At 62.9% G+C, this 16,827-nt stretch carries 14 protein-coding genes and 2 tRNA genes; 7 read left to right on the top strand and 9 right to left on the bottom strand.

What is annotated here, in order from left to right; genetic code table 11:
• Nucleotides 1-595: 595 nt before the first annotated feature.
• Nucleotides 596-667: transfer RNA gene (locus tag Q0520_RS10675), tRNA-Ala, on the bottom strand.
• Nucleotides 668-729: 62 nt separating this feature from the next.
• A complete protein-coding gene (locus tag Q0520_RS10670; RefSeq protein ID WP_298669925.1) occupies nt 730-1,860 on the bottom strand; it encodes a nicotinate phosphoribosyltransferase in 1,131 nt (376 codons plus the stop codon).
• Between the two features lie 112 nt (nt 1,861-1,972).
• Here Q0520_RS10670 and Q0520_RS10665 point away from each other — a divergent pair, with 112 nt between their 5' ends.
• Together Q0520_RS10665 and Q0520_RS10660 are read left to right on the top strand one after the other, a co-directional pair.
• Nucleotides 1,973-2,650 (top strand): MTAP family purine nucleoside phosphorylase, encoded by a 678-nt coding sequence (locus Q0520_RS10665; RefSeq protein ID WP_298669923.1) that lies wholly within the window; start codon nt 1,973-1,975, stop codon nt 2,648-2,650.
• Nucleotides 2,651-2,652: 2 nt separating this feature from the next.
• Complete coding sequence (locus Q0520_RS10660) at nt 2,653-3,945, top strand: amidohydrolase family protein (RefSeq protein WP_298669921.1); 1,293 nt, start codon at nt 2,653-2,655, stop codon at nt 3,943-3,945.
• A 479-nt stretch (nt 3,946-4,424) separates the two neighbouring features.
• Here Q0520_RS10660 and Q0520_RS10655 read toward each other — a convergent pair whose 3' ends face one another.
• The 3 genes from Q0520_RS10655 to Q0520_RS10645 all read right to left on the bottom strand — a co-directional run bounded on the left by Q0520_RS10655 (nt 4,425) and on the right by Q0520_RS10645 (nt 7,638).
• Nucleotides 4,425-5,375, bottom strand: a complete 951-nt coding sequence (locus tag Q0520_RS10655) for an aldolase (protein ID WP_298669919.1) — start codon at nt 5,373-5,375, stop codon at nt 4,425-4,427.
• A gap of 52 nt (nt 5,376-5,427) precedes the next feature.
• On the bottom strand, nt 5,428-5,802 hold the full coding sequence (locus tag Q0520_RS10650) for a molybdenum cofactor biosynthesis protein MoaE (RefSeq protein ID WP_298669917.1): 375 nt from the start codon (nt 5,800-5,802) through the stop codon (nt 5,428-5,430).
• A gap of 135 nt (nt 5,803-5,937) precedes the next feature.
• Nucleotides 5,938-7,638, bottom strand: coding sequence for an AMP-binding protein (locus tag Q0520_RS10645; RefSeq protein ID WP_298669915.1), 1,701 nt, complete (start codon nt 7,636-7,638; stop codon nt 5,938-5,940).
• Between the two features lie 97 nt (nt 7,639-7,735).
• Here Q0520_RS10645 and Q0520_RS10640 point away from each other — a divergent pair.
• Together Q0520_RS10640 and Q0520_RS10635 are read left to right on the top strand one after the other, a co-directional pair.
• Nucleotides 7,736-7,905, top strand: a tRNA-Trp gene (locus tag Q0520_RS10640).
• 396 nt (nt 7,906-8,301) lie between these two features.
• Nucleotides 8,302-9,483 (top strand): bifunctional 5,6,7,8-tetrahydromethanopterin hydro-lyase/3-hexulose-6-phosphate synthase, encoded by a 1,182-nt coding sequence (locus tag Q0520_RS10635; protein WP_298669913.1) that lies wholly within the window; start codon nt 8,302-8,304, stop codon nt 9,481-9,483.
• 219 nt (nt 9,484-9,702) lie between these two features.
• Here Q0520_RS10635 and Q0520_RS10630 read toward each other — a convergent pair whose 3' ends face one another.
• Together Q0520_RS10630 and Q0520_RS10625 are read right to left on the bottom strand one after the other, a co-directional pair.
• Complete coding sequence (locus Q0520_RS10630; RefSeq protein ID WP_298669911.1) at nt 9,703-10,374, bottom strand: metal-dependent hydrolase; 672 nt, start codon at nt 10,372-10,374, stop codon at nt 9,703-9,705.
• 58 nt (nt 10,375-10,432) lie between these two features.
• The gene (locus Q0520_RS10625) at nt 10,433-11,041 is read right to left on the bottom strand and encodes a response regulator receiver protein (protein WP_298669909.1); all 609 of its coding nucleotides are present in this window, start codon (nt 11,039-11,041) and stop codon (nt 10,433-10,435) included.
• A gap of 423 nt (nt 11,042-11,464) precedes the next feature.
• On the opposite strand from Q0520_RS10625, the gene glyS reads away from it, so the two are divergent.
• Both glyS and Q0520_RS10615 read left to right on the top strand, forming a co-directional pair.
• Nucleotides 11,465-13,189, top strand: coding sequence for a glycine--tRNA ligase (gene glyS, locus Q0520_RS10620; RefSeq protein ID WP_298669907.1), 1,725 nt, complete (start codon nt 11,465-11,467; stop codon nt 13,187-13,189).
• A complete protein-coding gene (locus Q0520_RS10615) occupies nt 13,186-15,423 on the top strand; it encodes a DEAD/DEAH box helicase (protein ID WP_298669905.1) in 2,238 nt (745 codons plus the stop codon). Before glyS ends, Q0520_RS10615 begins: the two co-directional genes overlap by 4 nt.
• Here Q0520_RS10615 and Q0520_RS10610 read toward each other — a convergent pair.
• Nucleotides 15,414-15,770 carry an autoantigen p27 domain-containing protein gene (locus tag Q0520_RS10610; protein ID WP_298669903.1) on the bottom strand — a complete coding sequence of 119 codons (357 nt, stop codon included), beginning with the start codon at nt 15,768-15,770 and terminating at the stop codon, nt 15,414-15,416. The genes Q0520_RS10615 and Q0520_RS10610 overlap by 10 nt on opposite strands.
• A gap of 73 nt (nt 15,771-15,843) precedes the next feature.
• Between Q0520_RS10610 and Q0520_RS10605 the strand changes: the two genes are divergently transcribed.
• Nucleotides 15,844-16,107, top strand: coding sequence for a UPF0147 family protein (locus Q0520_RS10605; protein WP_298669901.1), 264 nt, complete (start codon nt 15,844-15,846; stop codon nt 16,105-16,107).
• A gap of 30 nt (nt 16,108-16,137) precedes the next feature.
• Here Q0520_RS10605 and Q0520_RS10600 read toward each other — a convergent pair whose 3' ends face one another.
• Nucleotides 16,138-16,554, bottom strand: a complete 417-nt coding sequence (locus Q0520_RS10600; RefSeq protein ID WP_298669899.1) for a secondary thiamine-phosphate synthase enzyme YjbQ — start codon at nt 16,552-16,554, stop codon at nt 16,138-16,140.
• Nucleotides 16,555-16,827 lie beyond the last annotated feature (273 nt).

The following is a 16,827-nucleotide window of genomic DNA, read 5'->3' as shown; positions in this document are numbered from 1 at the left end:
CGACTACCGGTTGAACAGCATCTAACCGGGCCGCAGGCTTCCTCTCCCCGATGGGTGCCAGCGGGTGGGAATCCGTGGCCGGGCCGGAGATGGGGGGAGGAGGACTCTTTTTTCTCTTTTACTCGGATTGTGACTTTGTAGAAAATATCATGCTCGGGTTGATGTATCCACATAATCTTATGAAGGAACGTGAGACCCACTGCCGTCCCCCAAAAGCACGCGCCGGGAGTTCTATCGAAGATCAAAGATCTTCTCTAGCTCCCTTCGGTCGTCCCCCTTGCGATTGGCCCGGGGAAAACAGAACAGATGAGGCGGGAGATTGCCCTATCCCTGCCTATCCTGAACGGGGGTTCCGGGGGCTGCGAACGGAGTGAGCACATCTTAGATGTGCAGTAGATGTGCAGCGGGTCGAAGACCTTCGCTGTAGTCCCCCGGCGCGGGACACAGATCCATGATCTTTCCCATAATCGAGATCCGGGGCTTTTGTTCCCCATCTTATTCAAGAAAATGAATTTTAAAGAGCCCGGAGTGCTGAAAGAGTACCTGCACAGGGGTGCGTGAAACAGATAAATATCAGGACCTTTTCAAAAACGAGTGGACCGAGCGGGAATTGAACCCGCGGCCTCTTCCATGCCAAGGAAGCGATCTTCCCCTGATCTATCGGCCCTTTGCTACCCTACGATATTGCATGCCATCAGATAAATGGATTTGGGCCGGGGCCCTCCCTGCTCATGCAGATTGCTCCCTCTCAGCAAGATCGGCGAGGACGCGCGCCCTGGCCTTCGCCATGTCGGTGTGCCCGACCGCCTGCCCGTGTCGCAGGACCGGTTTGAGGAGCGGCGTCGCTCCTGCGGGGGCGCGCGCACCCGCCGGCAGGATCGCCCGGGCGCCGCCGGGGAGGAGGTAGACCTGCTTGACCCCGCTCCACTTCCCTCTTTTCGCGCAACTCCTCCCCTCAATCTCGACGATGTCCAGGGAGAAGTCGATCACCGGCGCATTGGCGATCGCACCGCCGACACCGAAGGCGTCCACAAGGTCGCGGTAGGCGCGGATGTCCTCCCCGGTGACCCCGCCGGAGAGGAAGATGCCGACGTCCTGGTGACCGTGACTGTCGAGTTCCCAGCGCACCTCCTCGAGGATCGCCCGCATGTTCCCCCGGCGCGACCGCGGCGTGTCCAGGCGGACCGCCCCGGTGAACCCGAGTTCCGCCGCCTTCAGACACTCTTCCTTCTCGTCGCCGAAGGTGTCGCAGAGCATCAGGCGCGGCACACCCTCCGCGGCGTAGCGGTCGAAGGCCGTCCACGCCTCTTCGGGCGTGTCATGGCACATCACGAAGGCGTGCGGCATCGTGCCGACAATGGGCATCCCCTCGGGCGCCGTGGTGTTCGAGACGCCGTCGACGCCACCGATCCAGGCCGAGCGCTCGATCATCTGCGCGATCGCCGGGTGCTGCCGGCGCGACCCGAAGGAGTAGACCTTGCGGTCGCCTGCCGCCTCCTTCACATGCGCGGCGGCGGTGGCGATCCCGGAGGCGTGGCAGAGGAAACCGAGGAGAGCAGTCTCGTACCGCCCGAAGTCGCGGTACCGCCCGGTGATCCGCATCACCGGTTCGCGCGGCAGAAAGACGCTCCCCTCAGGCATGGCCTCGACGTCCACCTGGACCCCTTCGAGGAGGGAAATGGCGTCGTCGAGGCCGCAGAAGACCCCGCGGTCGTACGGCATCCCGACGGTCGTGACCTCCATCGTCACCAACGGGTTCTTCCCCTCCTTTTCAAGGACCTCCTCGCACCGTGCGAAGTAGATGTCCGTGCACTCCCCCCGTGCAATCGTGTCGTCGTCGACGATATGGAACCTGCTCATCTCTATCCCGACATCAGCGTATGGCCGGGCAAGGGTAAAAAGGTGGTTTTTACTCCTCGAAGGCACATATATACCTGATGGCAGGCACGCACACAGGCCGGAGGGGGCAGTGATGCTCGGGATCATCGGGGGCACGAGCCTCCTCTACTGCAACCTCCCTGAACTCGAAAGAAAGACCGTCTGGACACCCTACGGCCCGGCAGAGGTGATGGCGGGGGAGATTGCGATCATGCTCCGCCACCAGGGGGGGAGGCCGCCGCACCGGGTCAACTACCGGGCACAGGCCGCCGCCCTCGCCCTCGCCGGCGTCGACAGGATCGTCTCCGTCGGGTCGGTCGGGTCCCTGAAGGCCGGGATCCCACCGGGGACCGTGCTCGTCCCGACCGACTACCTCAGCCTCACCGACATCCCGTCCTTCCACGACCACGCCATCGAGCACGTGATGCCCGCCCTTGACGAGGGCCTCATCGGGAAACTCTCCATGGCCGTCCCGACGGCAGAGGTCGGCGGGGTGTACGCCCAGACGCGGGGGCCGCGGATCGAGACGGTCGCGGAGGTGCGCGGCCTTGCGAAGGTCGCCGACGTCGTCGGCATGACCGTCGCGAGCGAGGCGACCCTGGCGCGGGAACTCGGCATCCCCTTCGCCGCCGTCTGCACCGTGGACAATTATGCGAATGGATTATCTGACGAGGTGCTGACCTACGAACACATCCTCGCCACCTCGAAGAAATATGCGCACAGGACCGAAGACCTGGTCGAATCGATTGTGCGGGTTTGCGGAAGTGACTGATTATGAGTGATTCGGAAAAAAGTGTGCTCATCAAAGACGTTGAACTGAAGGGATCGCGGGTGAACATCAGGGTCGAGAACGGGCGCTTCGCCGCGATCGGGGAGAAGGTCGCCGGAGGCGACGCCGACCGTGTCGTCGACGGCGGCGGCGCGGTCGCCCTGCCCGGCCTGTACAACACCCACACCCATGCGGCGATGACACTGCTGCGCGGCTATGCCGACGACATGCCCCTCCAGCAGTGGCTGTCAGAGAAGATCTGGCCCCTCGAAGCGCACCTGACGCCCGAGGACGTCTACTGGGGGACGAAACTTGCGTGCCTGGAGATGATCAGGTCGGGGACTGTCGGTTTCAACGACATGTACTTCTTCATGGAGGAGGCGGCCCGCGCCGTGGACGAGATGGGCATGAAGGCGCAGCTTGCGTACGGGTTCATCGACCTCTCCGACGAGGAGAAGAGGGAGAAGGAGATCCACGCCACCGAGGCCCTCGTCGCCCGGATCAAGGGGATGAACAACCCCCGCATCAGGGCGGCCGTCGGCCCCCACGCCGTATACACGGTCTCCGAGGAGGGCCTGCGCTGGTGCGCCGAGTTCTCCCGCCAGCAGAACATCGGCCTCCACGTCCACCTCGCCGAGACCGAGCAGGAGGTCCATGACTGCGTCGAGAAGACCGGCATCCGCCCCGCGGCCCTGCTGGACAGGTGCGGGTGCCTGACGCCCCGCACGGTGGCGGCCCACTGCTGCTGGCTCGACTCCGACGACTGCGCCCTCCTTGGCGACCGCGGGGTCTTCGCCTCCCACAACCCGACGAGCAACATGAAACTCGCGGTCCACCGGGCGATGCCATACGAGTGGCTGAAGGCCCGCGGCGCCGGTGTCTGTCTCGGCACGGACGGGTGTGCCTCGAACAACAATCTGGACATGTTCGAGGAGATGAAGTTCGCCGCTCTCCTCCAGAAGTTCTACTGGAACTCGCAGACGATCCTCCCGGCAGGGGAGACACTCCAGATGGCGACGACAAACGGCGCCGCGGCCCTGGGCTTCGAGAGCGGCGGCATCGCCGAGGGCGCACCCGCAGACCTCGTCCTCCTCGACCGCCGGGCGGTCAGCAACACGCCCCTGTACAACCCGGTCTCGAACGCGGTCTATGCCTGCTCGGGCGCCGCCGTGACGACGGTGCTCTGCAACGGCCGGGTGCTCATGGAGGACCGCACCGTCCCCGGCGAGGCCGAGATCCTCGCGGGGGCGCGGAAGGCGGCCGAAGGGCTGATCGCCCGGAAGCAGGCCGAAGAATAATCCTTTTTTTCGGGGGGCGGGGGTCCACCCCGCTCAGGATTGGTGAGGAGAAGAGGAGCGCCTGCAAGACTTTGTCTTCTCGACTCCCATCGCTCTTCCCCTCGTCGATCCTCTTCGCTCTTCCCCGGTCCTATCCTGAGATCAGGGGTTTGGGGGAACGACCGGAGGGAGTCGAGAAGACGGAAAATCGAAGATTTTCCTGTGCGTGCACATCTTCGATGTGCAGCGGGTCGAAGTCTTCGCTGGACGAGCGATAGCGAGGAGTCCCCCGGTCTGGATTGTGGGGAAGGCGGTGGATCGACATTCTTCTCCGGGGGACTACGCCCCCGATCACTCGAAAACCTACGGTTTTCTCGACTCCCTCCGGTCGTCCCCGCTCAGGATGAGCAGGGATACGGCAATCTCCTTCGAATGACCCCCGTCGGTTGCGAGGGTACGGCGCAGGGTTCAGGGTTCAGGGTCCTGCGCCGCTGTCCTCCTCACCCCCCCTCCCCGAAGACGATCCCCCGCAGCACCCCCTGCGTCTCCTCGGGCGTGCCCGTCGTGTTGACGGTGTAGACCCGCGACAACCCCAGCAACGCGGCAAAGAACCGCCGCCGCAGGTCGTCCTTGAAGGGCGTCCTCACGAGAAGGTGGGGGTTGTAGTAGCCCGCCGCCGCGAGAGCGTCGAGGGCGACGCCCGGACTGCAGGCCGCAACCTTCTGCGGTTCGGCCGGATCGCGGTGGAGGAGGACGACCGTCCTGACCGTGGTCATCGGGAGGATGCGCCCCTTCCCGATGACAGACCGCAGGTCCACGACCGCCCGGCCCTCCGCGTCGATATCGGCGCCGGTGACGAGATCAACATATTCCGGCCAGATCGTGGCGAGGTCGGCCCTGATATAGAAGTTCTTCTCCGAACCATAGGCAAAGACCTCGCCCCCGAAGATCCGGGCGAAAGACCAGTCGTCGGCGACGACCCGCACCCGCGGGTCGCGGAGGAGGCCGTAGGTCTGGGTGGTCTTCCCCGCGCCCGACTCCCCGAGGATACAGCACCCCCGGCCGTCGGCGTCGATGCAAGCGCCGTGGATGGATGCGATCCCGTGCTCGTCTTCGAGAGTGTCGCCGGCCACCGAGAGGGCGAGTGACTTCACCCACCCGTAGTATGTGACATTGAGGAGGAACGCCGTCCTCGTCGCCGGGTCGTAGAAGACCGTGTCTTTCGGGACCGCCGGGTCGCGGAGGACGTAGAGGCGGCCGTGGGAGCGGATCGACTGCGAGATGAAGAAGAAGTTCTCCTCCCAGCGCTCCTTGACGTCGCGGTCGCCGGTGAGGAGTTTGATGCAACAACCATATATCTCGGACTTGACCTCATACCTGACCTGTGCGGCGTAGCGCACCGCCAGGTCCTCTTTCTCCTCGATGGAGATCAACCTGAGAGTGTAGGGCATGACCGCAGATAGGACATCCCTCCTGAAAAAAGGTGGTGCCGGGAGCGCCTGCTCATGCCGGGAGAAGCGCCCGCTTTGTGATGACGTCCCTTTCCTTGATCTCCTCGATGATATAGTCGCAGGCCTGGAAAGCCGACGACCTGTCCCCCGCGGCCGCGACGACGACAAGGACGGTGTCCCCGACACTCACCTCGCCAACGCGGTGGACGACCTCCACCGACGAGAGGCCGAAACGCTTCTTCGCTTCATCCGCTATCTTTTCAAGACTCGCCTTCCCCGTCGTCTCGTCGGTTTTAAGTTCGAGGCCCTCGACGCCCTCCTCGCTCCGCACTTTCCCGACAAAGGTGACGATGGCGCCCGACGTCCCCGCGGCCGCCTCCTTGAGAGGCGTGGAGACGTCGATCTTCTCTTTCGTGATTCCGACCACCGGTGTTCCCTCCTCAGATCTGCCCGGCGGACACGGCGCCGCCCGCACAGAGCACGCCCACTTAACTCACACCACACATAAAGGTACTCCGCTGTACTCGCGGCACCGGGGAGAGAAAAAAGAAGAGAAGGAAGTTCACGCCGTCTGGATCTTCGAGGCCCCTTCAAGGCCGAGTTCGGCGATCGCCATCTCGCGCATCTTGAACTTCTGGATCTTGCCCGTGACCGACATCGGGAAAGTGTCAACGAACTTGTAGTAGCGCGGGATCTTGAAACGGGCGATCTGGCCGGTGCAGAACCCGACGATATCCTCCTTCGTGAGGGTCTGCCCGTTCTTCGGCTTCACCCAGGCCATCAGTTCCTCGCCATATTTCGGGTCGGGCACGCCGATCACGTAGGCGTCGGCGATCTTCGGGTGGTGGTGGAGGAACTCCTCGATCTCCCGCGGGTAGATGTTCTCCCCGCCCCTGATCACCATCTCCTTCAGGCGCCCGGACATCTTCACGTAGCCCTCGCCGTCCATCACGCCGAGGTCGCCGGTGTGGAGCCAGCCGTTCTGGTCGAGGGTGGCGCGGGTGGCCGAGGGGTTGTTGTAGTAGCACTTCATCGTCATGTAGCCGCGGGCGCAGATCTCGCCGATCTCGCCGCGGGGGACGATCCTCCTCGTCTTCGGGTCGATGATCTTGATCTCGGTGTGCGGGAAGGCCCTGCCGACTGTCGTGACCCGGCTCTCCAGGGGGTCGTCGACAGTGGTCATGGTGATCCCCGGCGAGAGTTCGGTCTGGCCGTAGACGATGACAATGTCCCGCATGTTCATGAGGGTGTTGACCTGCTTCATGACCTCGATGGGGCAGGGGGACCCGGCCATGATCCCGGTGCGCAGGGTGGAGTAGTCATATTTTGTAAAGTCCGGGTGGGAGAGTTCGGCGATGAACATTGTCGGCACCCCGTGGACGGCGGTGCACCGCTCGTTCTGGATCGCCTTCAGGACCTCCCCGGCATTGAAGACAGGGGAGGGGAGGACCATCGTCGCCCCGTGGGTGACCGACGCCATGTTCGAGAGGACCATGCCGAAGCAGTGGTAGAAGGGTACAGGGATGCAGAGGCGGTCCTTCTCGGTGAACTTCATGCCCTCGCCGATGATGAACCCGTTGTTCATGACGCCGTGGTGGGTGAGGACGACGCCTTTCGGGAAACCGGTCGTCCCGCTCGTGTACTGGATGTTAATGGCGTCGTCAAAGTTGAGGGTCTCCTCACGCTCCTCCAGTTCGTCGGGACTGATCTCCTCCCCTCTCGCGAGCATCTCGTCCCAGGTGAACATGCCGTTGTACGGGATGTCGCCCATGAAGATGATGTTTCGGAGGAAGGGGAACTTCTCCGAGGAGACCCTGCCCGGCCGCGCTTCGATCGCCTCGGGGCACGCCTCGTAGACCATGCCAACGTAGTCAGAGGTCTTGAAGCGCCCCTGCACGATGAGGGTTGAGACTTCGGCCTGTTTCAGGGCGTACTCGAGTTCGAAGACACGGTAGTCGGGGTTGATGTTCACCAGGATTGCGCCGATCTTTGCGGTCGCAAACTGGGTCAGCGTCCACTCCGCGTAGTTCATCGCCCAGATCGCAACCCTGTCCCCGCGCTCGACGCCGAGTGCCATGAGGCCGCGTGCAAGGGAGTTTACATGAAGAAGGAACTCCCGGTATGTCCAGCGGATGTTCTGGTGCACCGATACCAGGGCTTCGTTGTCCGGGTACTGGGTGGCAATCCGGTTCAGCATGGCGCCGATGGTCTCGCCCATCAGCGGCATCGCCGAGTGTCCGCATGCATAACTGCCCGTAGCCATATTTTTCCCAGTACATGGGGAAGGGAGACAATATATGATTAGTGTTCCTGAACGCAATTTATAAATGAGGGGAATGCCGAATATATACGATACCAGAGGGGTCGTGGCCTAGTCCGGAATGGCGACGGGCTCCAGCGGTCTTTGCGTGTGATGAACAATGGGTCTACTGATCTGATGATGACCCGTTGGAGCACTGATGCAACAGTCATGCTCCCTGCGCATGTCGGAGAGACCCGTCGATCGTGAGTTCAAATCTCACCGACCCCACGTTTTCTGATCCTGTTCTGTGTTTTTCTCTGTTCTGAGATTTCTCTCTTCATGACCTCGTTGGTGAGCGCAGGCTCGCGGGTCTTCGCTGTGCGACCGGAGGGAGTCGAGAAGACCATCAGGTCTTCGCTGTCCGAACGAAGGGAGGTCAAGAAAGTCGAAGACTTTCGCGGTAGTCCCCCGGTCCAGAGCGCGGGGGAGGCGGGGGATCGATACTCTCCGCCAGGGCCGGTCTGCCGCCGCGCGGAAACCCCGTGGAGTCGCTTCCCGGACCCCGCGAACAGGGAGGTCTTCCTGTCACGGCACCCCCTCCGTCGCGCCCGTGCCCCGGTCCCTCCCGTCATTTTATCTATCTGCCCGCCCTATCCATATGCAGCATTATCGAAGGGATTGTCCATGTATCTGATAGGTGAAGCTCTTATAGGAACTGGCGCGGAACTCGCGCACATCGACCTTGTCATGGGGGAGAAGCAGGGTCCGGTCGGTATGGCCTTTGCAAACAGCATGTCGCAGCTCTCCGCGGGCCACACCCCGCTCCTTGCGGTCGTCCGCCCGAACCTGCTCACCAAGCCCGCCACCCTCATCATCCCGAAGGTGACCCTGAAGAAGGGCGAGCAGGTGAACGAGATCTTCGGCCCGGCCCAGGCCGCCGTGGCGAAGGCCGTCGCCGACTGCGTCGAAGAGGGTGTCTTCGAGGGTATCGACATCGAGGAGACCGTCATCCTCGCATCGGTCTTCATCGCACCTGACGCAAAGGACTACAACAAGATCTACCGCTACAACTACGGCGCCATGAAACTTGCGATCCGCCGTGCGATCGAGAAGTTCCCCGACAGAAAGACCCTCCTCTACGAGAAGGACAGGTCCACCCACGCTGTCATGGGCTTCAAGGTGCAGCGCCTCTGGAACCCGCCGTACCTCCAGGTCGCCATGGACCTTGTGGACATGAAGCGTGTCGAGGAAGTCCTCACCGCCGTCCCGGAGAACGACCACATCGTCTTCGAGGCCGGCACGCCCCTGATCAAACAGTTCGGCCTGAACGTCCTCGGCGAGATCAGGAAGATCCGCCCGACTGCATTCATCATCGCCGACCTCAAGACCCTCGATACCGGCAACCTCGAAGCACGCATGGCCTCAGACGCCGGTGCCGACGCCGTCGTCATCTCCGGCCTCGCCCCGAACGCCACCATCGAGAAGGCGATTGAGGAGACGAAGAAGACCGGCATCTACTCGGTTATCGACATGCTCAATGTCAAGGACCCGGTCGCCCTCATCGCATCCCTGAAGGTCAAGCCCGACATCGTGGAACTCCACCGCGCCATCGACACCGAGGGGCAGGAATACTCCTGGGGCAACATCCCGGCGATCAAGAAGGCGGCGGGCGGCAAACTCCTCGTCGCCACCGCAGGCGGCGTCAGGGCGGAAGTCGTCCCGAAGGCCCTCGCAGCGGGCGCCGACATCCTTGTCGTCGGCCGTGCGATCACCGCAAGCAAGGACATCCGCCGGGCCACCGAGGAGGTCCTCGGCCGGATGAACTCCGAGGAGATCGACCAGTTCCGCGTCATGACCGATTTCTGATCGGTCAGTTCATAAATCAGGGCGGCCCGTGGGCGACCATGGACGTGCCCGTTCTCTTTTTTTCCGTCTTTGCGTAATCGGCATACAGCAGAAAGTCCACACGCGCGAAGTCCCCCGCAGGCGTGATCAGGAGACGTGGGGAGATGGCCGCGTCTATTCTCCGGGACAGGCCATAACCGAGCTGAAAAAAAGAATGTGGTTATACTATTGTGCGGGCCTTCAGCGCCGGTCCCCCTCCCCGACCTCGATGCTCTCCCCCGGTTCGAGGAGGGCGACCTTCATGTCGGTCGTCCTCTCGACCGCCGCCTTGAAACCGGTGAGGTCCTGCTCGATCACCGAGAATGAATTGTAGTGCATCGGGATCACCGTCGGGGCGCCGACGAACTCCGCCGCCATCATCGCCTCCTGCGGCCCCATCGTGTACCGCCCGCCCACCGGGAGGAGGGCGACGTCGGGGCGGTAGAGGTCGTGGACGAGTTTCATGTCGGAGAAGAGGCCGGTGTCCCCGGCGTGGTAGACGCTGACACCGTCCATCCTGACGACGAACCCGGCGGCGACGCCGCCATAATACCCGCCGCCCGCCGCTTCGAGCCAGGAGGAGTGGAGCGCCGGCGTCATCGTGAAGGAGACGCCCTCCACCTCGATCGTGCCGCCGATGTTCATCGGCTCCGCGGGCACCCCCTGCTCGCGCAGGTACTTCGCGATCTCGTTCATCGCCACTGTCGGTTTCCCGAAACGCACCGCCTCGCCCAGGTGGTCGGCGTGACCGTGGGTCACCGCCACAATGTCGGGTGCGGCCCTGACCGGGCCTGACGGCACGAAGGGGTCGATCAGTACGCACCTGCTCCCCTCAAGGAGAAAGCAGGCATGGCCAAGCCATGTGATCTTCATGCATCCCGATCTGTACCGGGAATTAAAAAAGGGGATGGTCGGCGGTTGCCACACGCGGTCAGGTCACGTCGATCAGTTCGGCCTCGGTCGCGTCGATCGCCTCGGACAACCCGTCGTTGATGACGCCGCGGGTCATCTGCTCGGTGAGGTCGCGGTCCTCCAGGACGTCCTTGATCCGCTCGAGGAAGGGGTCGAGGGTCTTGTCCTCCTCCATGGCGATCACGTGCCTGTACTCCCTGAGCGACGACGAACTGATCCCCAGGATCGCCGAGATCTCGTTCATCGTCTTCCCCGACACGATCAGTTCGGAGAGGTACTTCCTGTCGAAAGGCATGTCGAAGTCCGAGTCCCTGAAAAGTTTCAACCTGACACGTGCCCGCGCCACCGTCTTTGCGAGTTTCTCATTGCCAAGTTCACGAGCGATCTCGGTGTCGTTCCTGCCCTCATTGAAGGAGATGACCAGGGTCGCAAGCTGACGGGGGGAGAGTTTGGTCTGGAAGAACCCCAGGTCCAGAATCTCGCGCATGATCAGTGCGACCTCGCGGCCAACCGCATCACGGTCCCTGAGACTCCCATGAATCTTTTTCATCGGCTCGACGATCTCCGTCTTGCTGGTGATGTCCTGGAAGAGTGCAAGGAGTTCCTTTTTTCTCTTGTCTGCTGCCATGGCAATCCCACACTAGGTCTGCATAACAATACGTCTCATGTTATTTAATTGTTATCAATTGATCATTTACAGGCACCTGCAGATTTAGAACACAGTAAGTCTTCTTTTTTTCATCGGGCCGCCATAAGGTCTATCACCCAAAAAAGTAATCTTTATAATCCGTGCATTATTTCCGGTGTACCCGCCTGTCCCGCGCAGGCAACCATTCCCCATAGGGTTCCTTTTCCGATTTAATGTCTGAAAACACGATTAAATATACGGTGATCCATTCCCTCTCGTCTCTGATAAAGGTTTGCGTGCGAGGGCCGCGGGCGCTCTCCGGCACCGCCCTTAGAGGGGAGAACTCCCCCGCCCACCGGGTGATATCGCAGAAAAGTGGCTTTTTAATCTCCCAGTTTAAAGACTATAGCGGGACTGATCGCAGTGAGTGATATCTACGATAAGGTCATCGAGCTGGCAAAACGCCGCGGTTTTGTCTGGCCCTCCGCAGAGGTCTACGGTGCGGTTGCAGGGTTCATCGACTACGGCCCCCTCGGTGCGATGATGAAGCGCCGGATCGAGTCGATCTGGCGGCACTACTATGTCATCAGGGAAGGCTACTACGAGATCGAGTGCCCGACCGTCGGAACAGAATCTATATATGTCGCCTCGGGTCATGTGAAGGGCTTCGCCGACAAGATGTGCCAGTGCCCCCACTGCAACGAATACTTCAGGGCCGACCACCTTGCCGAGGCCTGCGGCATCCACAACGCCGGCATCCTCTCGAAGGAGGACCTTGCGAAGGCTGTTGCCCCCACGCGGTGCCCGGCCTGCGACGAGGTCTTCGGCGACGTCGAGGTCTTCGACTTCAACCTGATGTTCCAGACGACCATCGGGCCGGGTTCGCAGAGGCGGGGTTACTTGCGGCCTGAGACCGCGCAGGGGATGTTCACCGACTTCTCCCGTCTCTCCCGCTTCTACCGCATGAAACTCCCCTTCGGTGCGGTCCAGATCGGCAAGTCGTACAGGAACGAGATCTCTCCCCGGCAGGGCATGATCCGCCTGCGCGAGTTCACGCAGGCCGAGGCCGAGATCTTCGTCAACCCCTCGGAGAAGAACCACCCGAACTTCTCCCGCTACGCCGACTACAAGGTCGAACTCTGGGCGATTGAGCAGGAGCAGAAAGACCTGCCCGCCGTCGAGAAGACGATGCGCCAGGCGGTGGACGAGGGGATCATCGCCAACGAGTACATCGCCTACTATCTCGCCCTCACCCACGAACTCCTGGTCACGATCGGGATCGACCCCGCGAGGATGCGCTTCCGCCAGCACCTGCCCGACGAGAGGGCGCACTACGCGGTCGACTGCTGGGACGCCGAGGTTTTCTCCGACCGTTTCGGCTGGGTCGAGACCGTCGGTATCGCCGACAGGACAGACTACGACCTGCGTGCTCATTCAAAGGAGAGCGGCGAGTCCATGACAGTCTTCGTCCCCTTCGCCGAGGCGCGGAAGGAGAAGAGGATGCGGATCGTGGCGGACATGGGCACCCTCGGGCCGAAGTACCGCGGCAAGGCGAAGAAGATCGCCGACGCCCTCGCCGAGGCCGCACCCGGTCCTGACGGCGCCGACGTCGTCGTCGACGGCGAGACTTACCACATCCCGGGCGACCTCTACACTGTCCGCGAGGAGGAGGTCGAGGTCCGCGGCGTCGAGGTGCGCCCCCATGTCATCGAACCGTCGTATGGTATCGACCGCATGATCTACGGCGTCCTCGAACACGCCTACGACGAGGAGATGGTCGACGGTGAGGAGAGGCGCGTCATGCACCTTGCACCCTGCGTTGCACCGGTGCAGGTCGCCGTCTTCCCGCTCGTGAACAAGGACGGCCTCGACGCTACGGCGCGGGAGATCGCTCTCGACCTGCAGGACGAAGGTATCCTTGCCGACTACGACGACAACGGCGCCATCGGCAGGCGGTACCGCCGGCAGGACGAGATCGGGACGCCTTTCGCCCTCACCGTCGACTACGAGACGAAGGAGAAGGGCACGGTCACCCTGCGTGACCGCGACTCCATGAAGCAGGTGCGCATTCCGGTCGCCGATGTCCATGCGACTCTCCGGTCGCTCGTCTCCGGTCGCACCCGGTTTGAAGACCTGAAAGAGGCATGAACTACCTCACCCACCCCCTCATCAGGCCGGAAAGCCTGGAAGAACGGCGCTATCAACTTGCTATCGCCCTGAAGGCGATGGACGCCCACACGATGGTGGTCCTCCCGACCGGTCTCGGGAAGACTGCCATCGCCCTGATCGTGGCGGCGTCGCGGCTGTACCGGGAGGGGGGGAGACTGCTCGTCCTTGCGCCGACAAAGCCCCTGGTCGAGCAGCACCTCCGCTATTTTTCCGAGCGCCTCGCCCTGCCCGAGGGCGCCTGCGCGATCTTCACCGGCGCCACCGGGCCTGACAAAAGGAAAGAGGCATGGGAGGGTGCGCAGGCAATTTTTGCGACGCCGCAGGTGATCAAGAACGACCTGATCGCGGGGAGGTACTCCCTTGCCGACGTCACCCTCCTTGTCGTGGACGAGTGCCACCGGGCGGTCGGGAACTATGCATATGTCTTTCTTGCCCGGCGTTACCTCACGACGGCGGCAAAACCTCTCCTCCTTGCGATGACCGCGAGTCCGGGCGGCGACCACGGGAAGGTGGAGGAGGTGATGGAGAACCTCGGCGTCGTGCAGGTCGAGACGAGGACCGAGTCCGACCCCGACGTCCGCCCGTACGTCCACGAGCGCGAGGTGGAGTACGTCTCGGTGGACCTGCCCGGCGAACTCGGCATCGCCCTCGCTGACCTGAACATCCTCCTCGACTCCCGCCTCGCCGCCCTGACCAGGGCGGAGTTCCATGTGCCGTCCCGCGAGAAACTCTCCATGAAGGCGCTCAACCGTCTCAACGCCGAGATACAGGGGCGGATCTCCCAGCGCGACAGGGCGGGGTTCATGGCGGCCTCGATCTATGCCGAACTCATGAAACTCAGGCATGCGGTCTCCCTTGCCGAGGCGCAGGGGAGCCGCGTCCTCGCGGCGTACCTCGAAAAACTTGCGTCCGAGGGACGGTCGGGGAGCGGGACGAAGGCGAGCATACGTCTTGCGGCCGACCCGGTCTTCCAGCGTCTCTGCGATAGGGCGATGTCGTGGGACGGCGAACTTCACCCGAAGGTGGGGCAGGCCGTCGCCCTTGTCGCAGAGCAGGTGCGGGAGCACCCGGAGAGCCGGACGATCCTCTTTGCGAGTTTCCGGGACACGGTCGGTCTCCTCGTCGACGCCCTCGCCGACGCCGGCATCCATGCCGAGCGTTTTGTCGGGCAGGCGTCGCGGGACGCCGAGAAGGGTCTCTCCCAGAAGCAGCAGATCGATGTGCTGACGCGGTTCAGGGAGGGGGAGTTCCCGGTGATCGTCTCGACGTCGGTCGGCGAGGAGGGTCTTGACGTCCCGTCGACCGACCTTGTCATCTTCTACGAGGCTGTCCCCTCGGAGATCAGGAGTATCCAGAGGAAGGGGCGGACGGGGAGGAGCGGCGACGGGAGGATCGTCGTCCTCACGACGAAGGGGACGTCGGACGAGGTCTACCGTTTCGTCTCCCAGCAGAGGGAGAGGGCGATGATCAAGGGTATCCGCAAACTCAGGGACGCGGGAGCGCCCGCCCCGGCGGTCCAGACGAACATCGGGGCATTTGCGGCGCCGCCCGCACCCGCCCCCGCACCGGCGGGGCCGGCGATCACGGTGGACGACAGGGAGATGGCGTCCCGTGTGGCGGAGACTCTCTCCGACCTCGGCCTTGTGATTACCCTCACCCGCCTGGAGGTGGGGGACTATGCTATCGGCGACCGTATCCTTGTCGAGAGGAAGACGGTGCAGGACTTCGCGGACACTCTGGTCGAGCGCGACCTCCTCGGGCAGGTGCGGGAGTTGGCGGCCGCGGCCCTGCGACCGGTGCTGATCGTCGAGGGCGAGGGCGACCTGTATGCGGCGCGGGACATCCACCCGAACGCGATCCGGGGGGCTCTTGCGGCGATCACGGTGGGGATGGGGGTCTCCGTCCTCTTCACGCGGTCGGCGGAGGAGACGGCGGAGATGCTCGCCGTGCTTGCAAAGAGGGAGGAGAGCGAGGGGCGGGGCGAGAGGAAACTGTTGCCCGGCAAGACTTTTGCGACGGCGGCCGAGCAGCAGGAGAACGTGGTCGCCGCCTTCCCTGAGGTGGGGCTGAAGAGTGCCCGTGCACTCCTCGAACACTTCGGGTCTGTGCAGGCGGTGATCAATGCCGAAAAAGAGGACCTGATGAAGGTGAAGGGGATCGGGGAGAAGACCGCCGGGACGATCCTCGAGGTCGGGCGTCGCCGTTACGGTTGACGGAGCATCCGCAGGGCCTCGGCACCGGTCCGCACGGCTTCCATCAGGGTGAGGCAACGTCTTTCGTCCTGCTCGTCCTCGACGCGGGCGCAGAGGGAGGCGATCGCTCCTTCGATCCCGGCCTCGGCCGACCCTGCCGGGCGCGGTGCGGCGGTGGCCGGTGGCGTTGCTGCGGCGGGTGCCGGGGTGCGCTCACTCTCCGCACTCTTCTCGGCGCAGACGACGCAGAAGGTCTTCCCCCTGTACTCGAAGAGGGGAGATCCGCAGGTCTTGCACTCCTTCGCAAGCATTTTGCCCCCCTTCAGGAGGTATTCGGCCATGATGTCCTCGGGTTTTTTCTCTGCCATATGGGTCACCGATTCCTCTGTTCAATGAATGTATATAAGACTGGCAATGATATAGTATAAAGGGTGATTGAGTATGGCCACTCCACAGGAAACGATAAACGTCTGTATCCAGATGCTTCAGCATATTTCTGAAGACAACACAATCCCGCGGAACATCCGCAGGGTTGCCGACGAAACAAAGGCCCTTCTCATGGACGAGGAGAAGAGTATCGGTCTCAGGGCGGCAGAAGCCATCTCCACCATTGACGAGGTCAGCAACGACCCGAACATGCCGGTGCACGCCCGCACCCGCATCTGGGAACTTGTCTCGCAGCTTGAGAGTATACCCCTCGACTGAAAAAACCTTTTTTTCGCATACAATTCTTTTTCACGGGATGACCGTGCACAGGACGGTCCGCTCCCGGTGCTCCCTGACGTCGAGTTCGACGAGGACGACCTGCTGCCAGGTGCCGACGCGGAGGGTTCCGTCCTGCACGGGGACGACGAGTGAGGGGCCGACGAGGGACGCCCGCACGTGCGAGCGGCCGTTGCCGTCTCCCCACCGGGAGTCGTGGGCGTAGGGGATGCCGGAGGGGGCGACACGCCCGAGGGCGTCCATGAGGTCGCTGAGGACGCCGTCCTCGTATTCGATGGTGGTGAGGGCGGCGGTCGACCCGATGAGAAAGAGGGTGCAGGCGCCTGTCTCGGTGCCGCTTGCGGCGACGCACCGGCGCACAGCGGGGGTGAGGTCGACGATGTCCCCCTCGCCGTGGGTGGTAACGGTGATCTCTTCCTGGTAGACCATGCGGTGCCCTTGGCGGCAGGCGGGAAAAGGGTAACGGTGCGGGACCAGAATATTCTTCGTGCCGCAGGGAGAATGTCGGGGTGATCGGCGGGGGTCTCTTCCGCAGGTCGGCGGGGACGGGTCGGAAGGAATAAGCCTTCCGGGGATGATAAGAAGAAGAGTGTTCCCCACACGCGTGGGGATGAACCCACCCAGATCCGGCCGCACTCGTACGCCGACACGTGTTCCCCACACGCGTGGGGATGAACCGATATCGCGTATATGACGGCGTCT

Origin of the sequence: uncultured Methanofollis sp. (assembly GCF_937919355.1) — an archaeon.
Taxonomy (GTDB): Archaea; Halobacteriota; Methanomicrobia; order Methanomicrobiales; family Methanofollaceae; genus Methanofollis.
The sequence above is the reverse complement of the archived record's forward strand: the minus strand, read 5'-3'. Positions and strand labels throughout refer to the sequence as shown.

Coding starts and splice junctions, on each gene's coding strand:
- Q0520_RS10670 (WP_298669925.1), bottom strand. CDS start 1,860: ATGAGCAGGTTCCATATCGTCGACGACGACACGATTGCACGGGGGGAG.
- Q0520_RS10665 (WP_298669923.1), top strand. CDS start 1,973: ATGCTCGGGATCATCGGGGGCACGAGCCTCCTCTACTGCAACCTCCCT.
- Q0520_RS10660 (WP_298669921.1), top strand. CDS start 2,653: ATGAGTGATTCGGAAAAAAGTGTGCTCATCAAAGACGTTGAACTGAAG.
- Q0520_RS10655 (WP_298669919.1), bottom strand. CDS start 5,375: ATGCCCTACACTCTCAGGTTGATCTCCATCGAGGAGAAAGAGGACCTG.
- Q0520_RS10645 (WP_298669915.1), bottom strand. CDS start 7,638: ATGGCTACGGGCAGTTATGCATGCGGACACTCGGCGATGCCGCTGATG.
- Q0520_RS10635 (WP_298669913.1), top strand. CDS start 8,302: ATGTATCTGATAGGTGAAGCTCTTATAGGAACTGGCGCGGAACTCGCG.
- Q0520_RS10630 (WP_298669911.1), bottom strand. CDS start 10,374: ATGAAGATCACATGGCTTGGCCATGCCTGCTTTCTCCTTGAGGGGAGC.
- Q0520_RS10625 (WP_298669909.1), bottom strand. CDS start 11,041: ATGGCAGCAGACAAGAGAAAAAAGGAACTCCTTGCACTCTTCCAGGAC.
- Q0520_RS10615 (WP_298669905.1), top strand. CDS start 13,186: ATGAACTACCTCACCCACCCCCTCATCAGGCCGGAAAGCCTGGAAGAA.
- Q0520_RS10610 (WP_298669903.1), bottom strand. CDS start 15,770: ATGGCAGAGAAAAAACCCGAGGACATCATGGCCGAATACCTCCTGAAG.
- Q0520_RS10605 (WP_298669901.1), top strand. CDS start 15,844: ATGGCCACTCCACAGGAAACGATAAACGTCTGTATCCAGATGCTTCAG.
- Q0520_RS10600 (WP_298669899.1), bottom strand. CDS start 16,554: ATGGTCTACCAGGAAGAGATCACCGTTACCACCCACGGCGAGGGGGAC.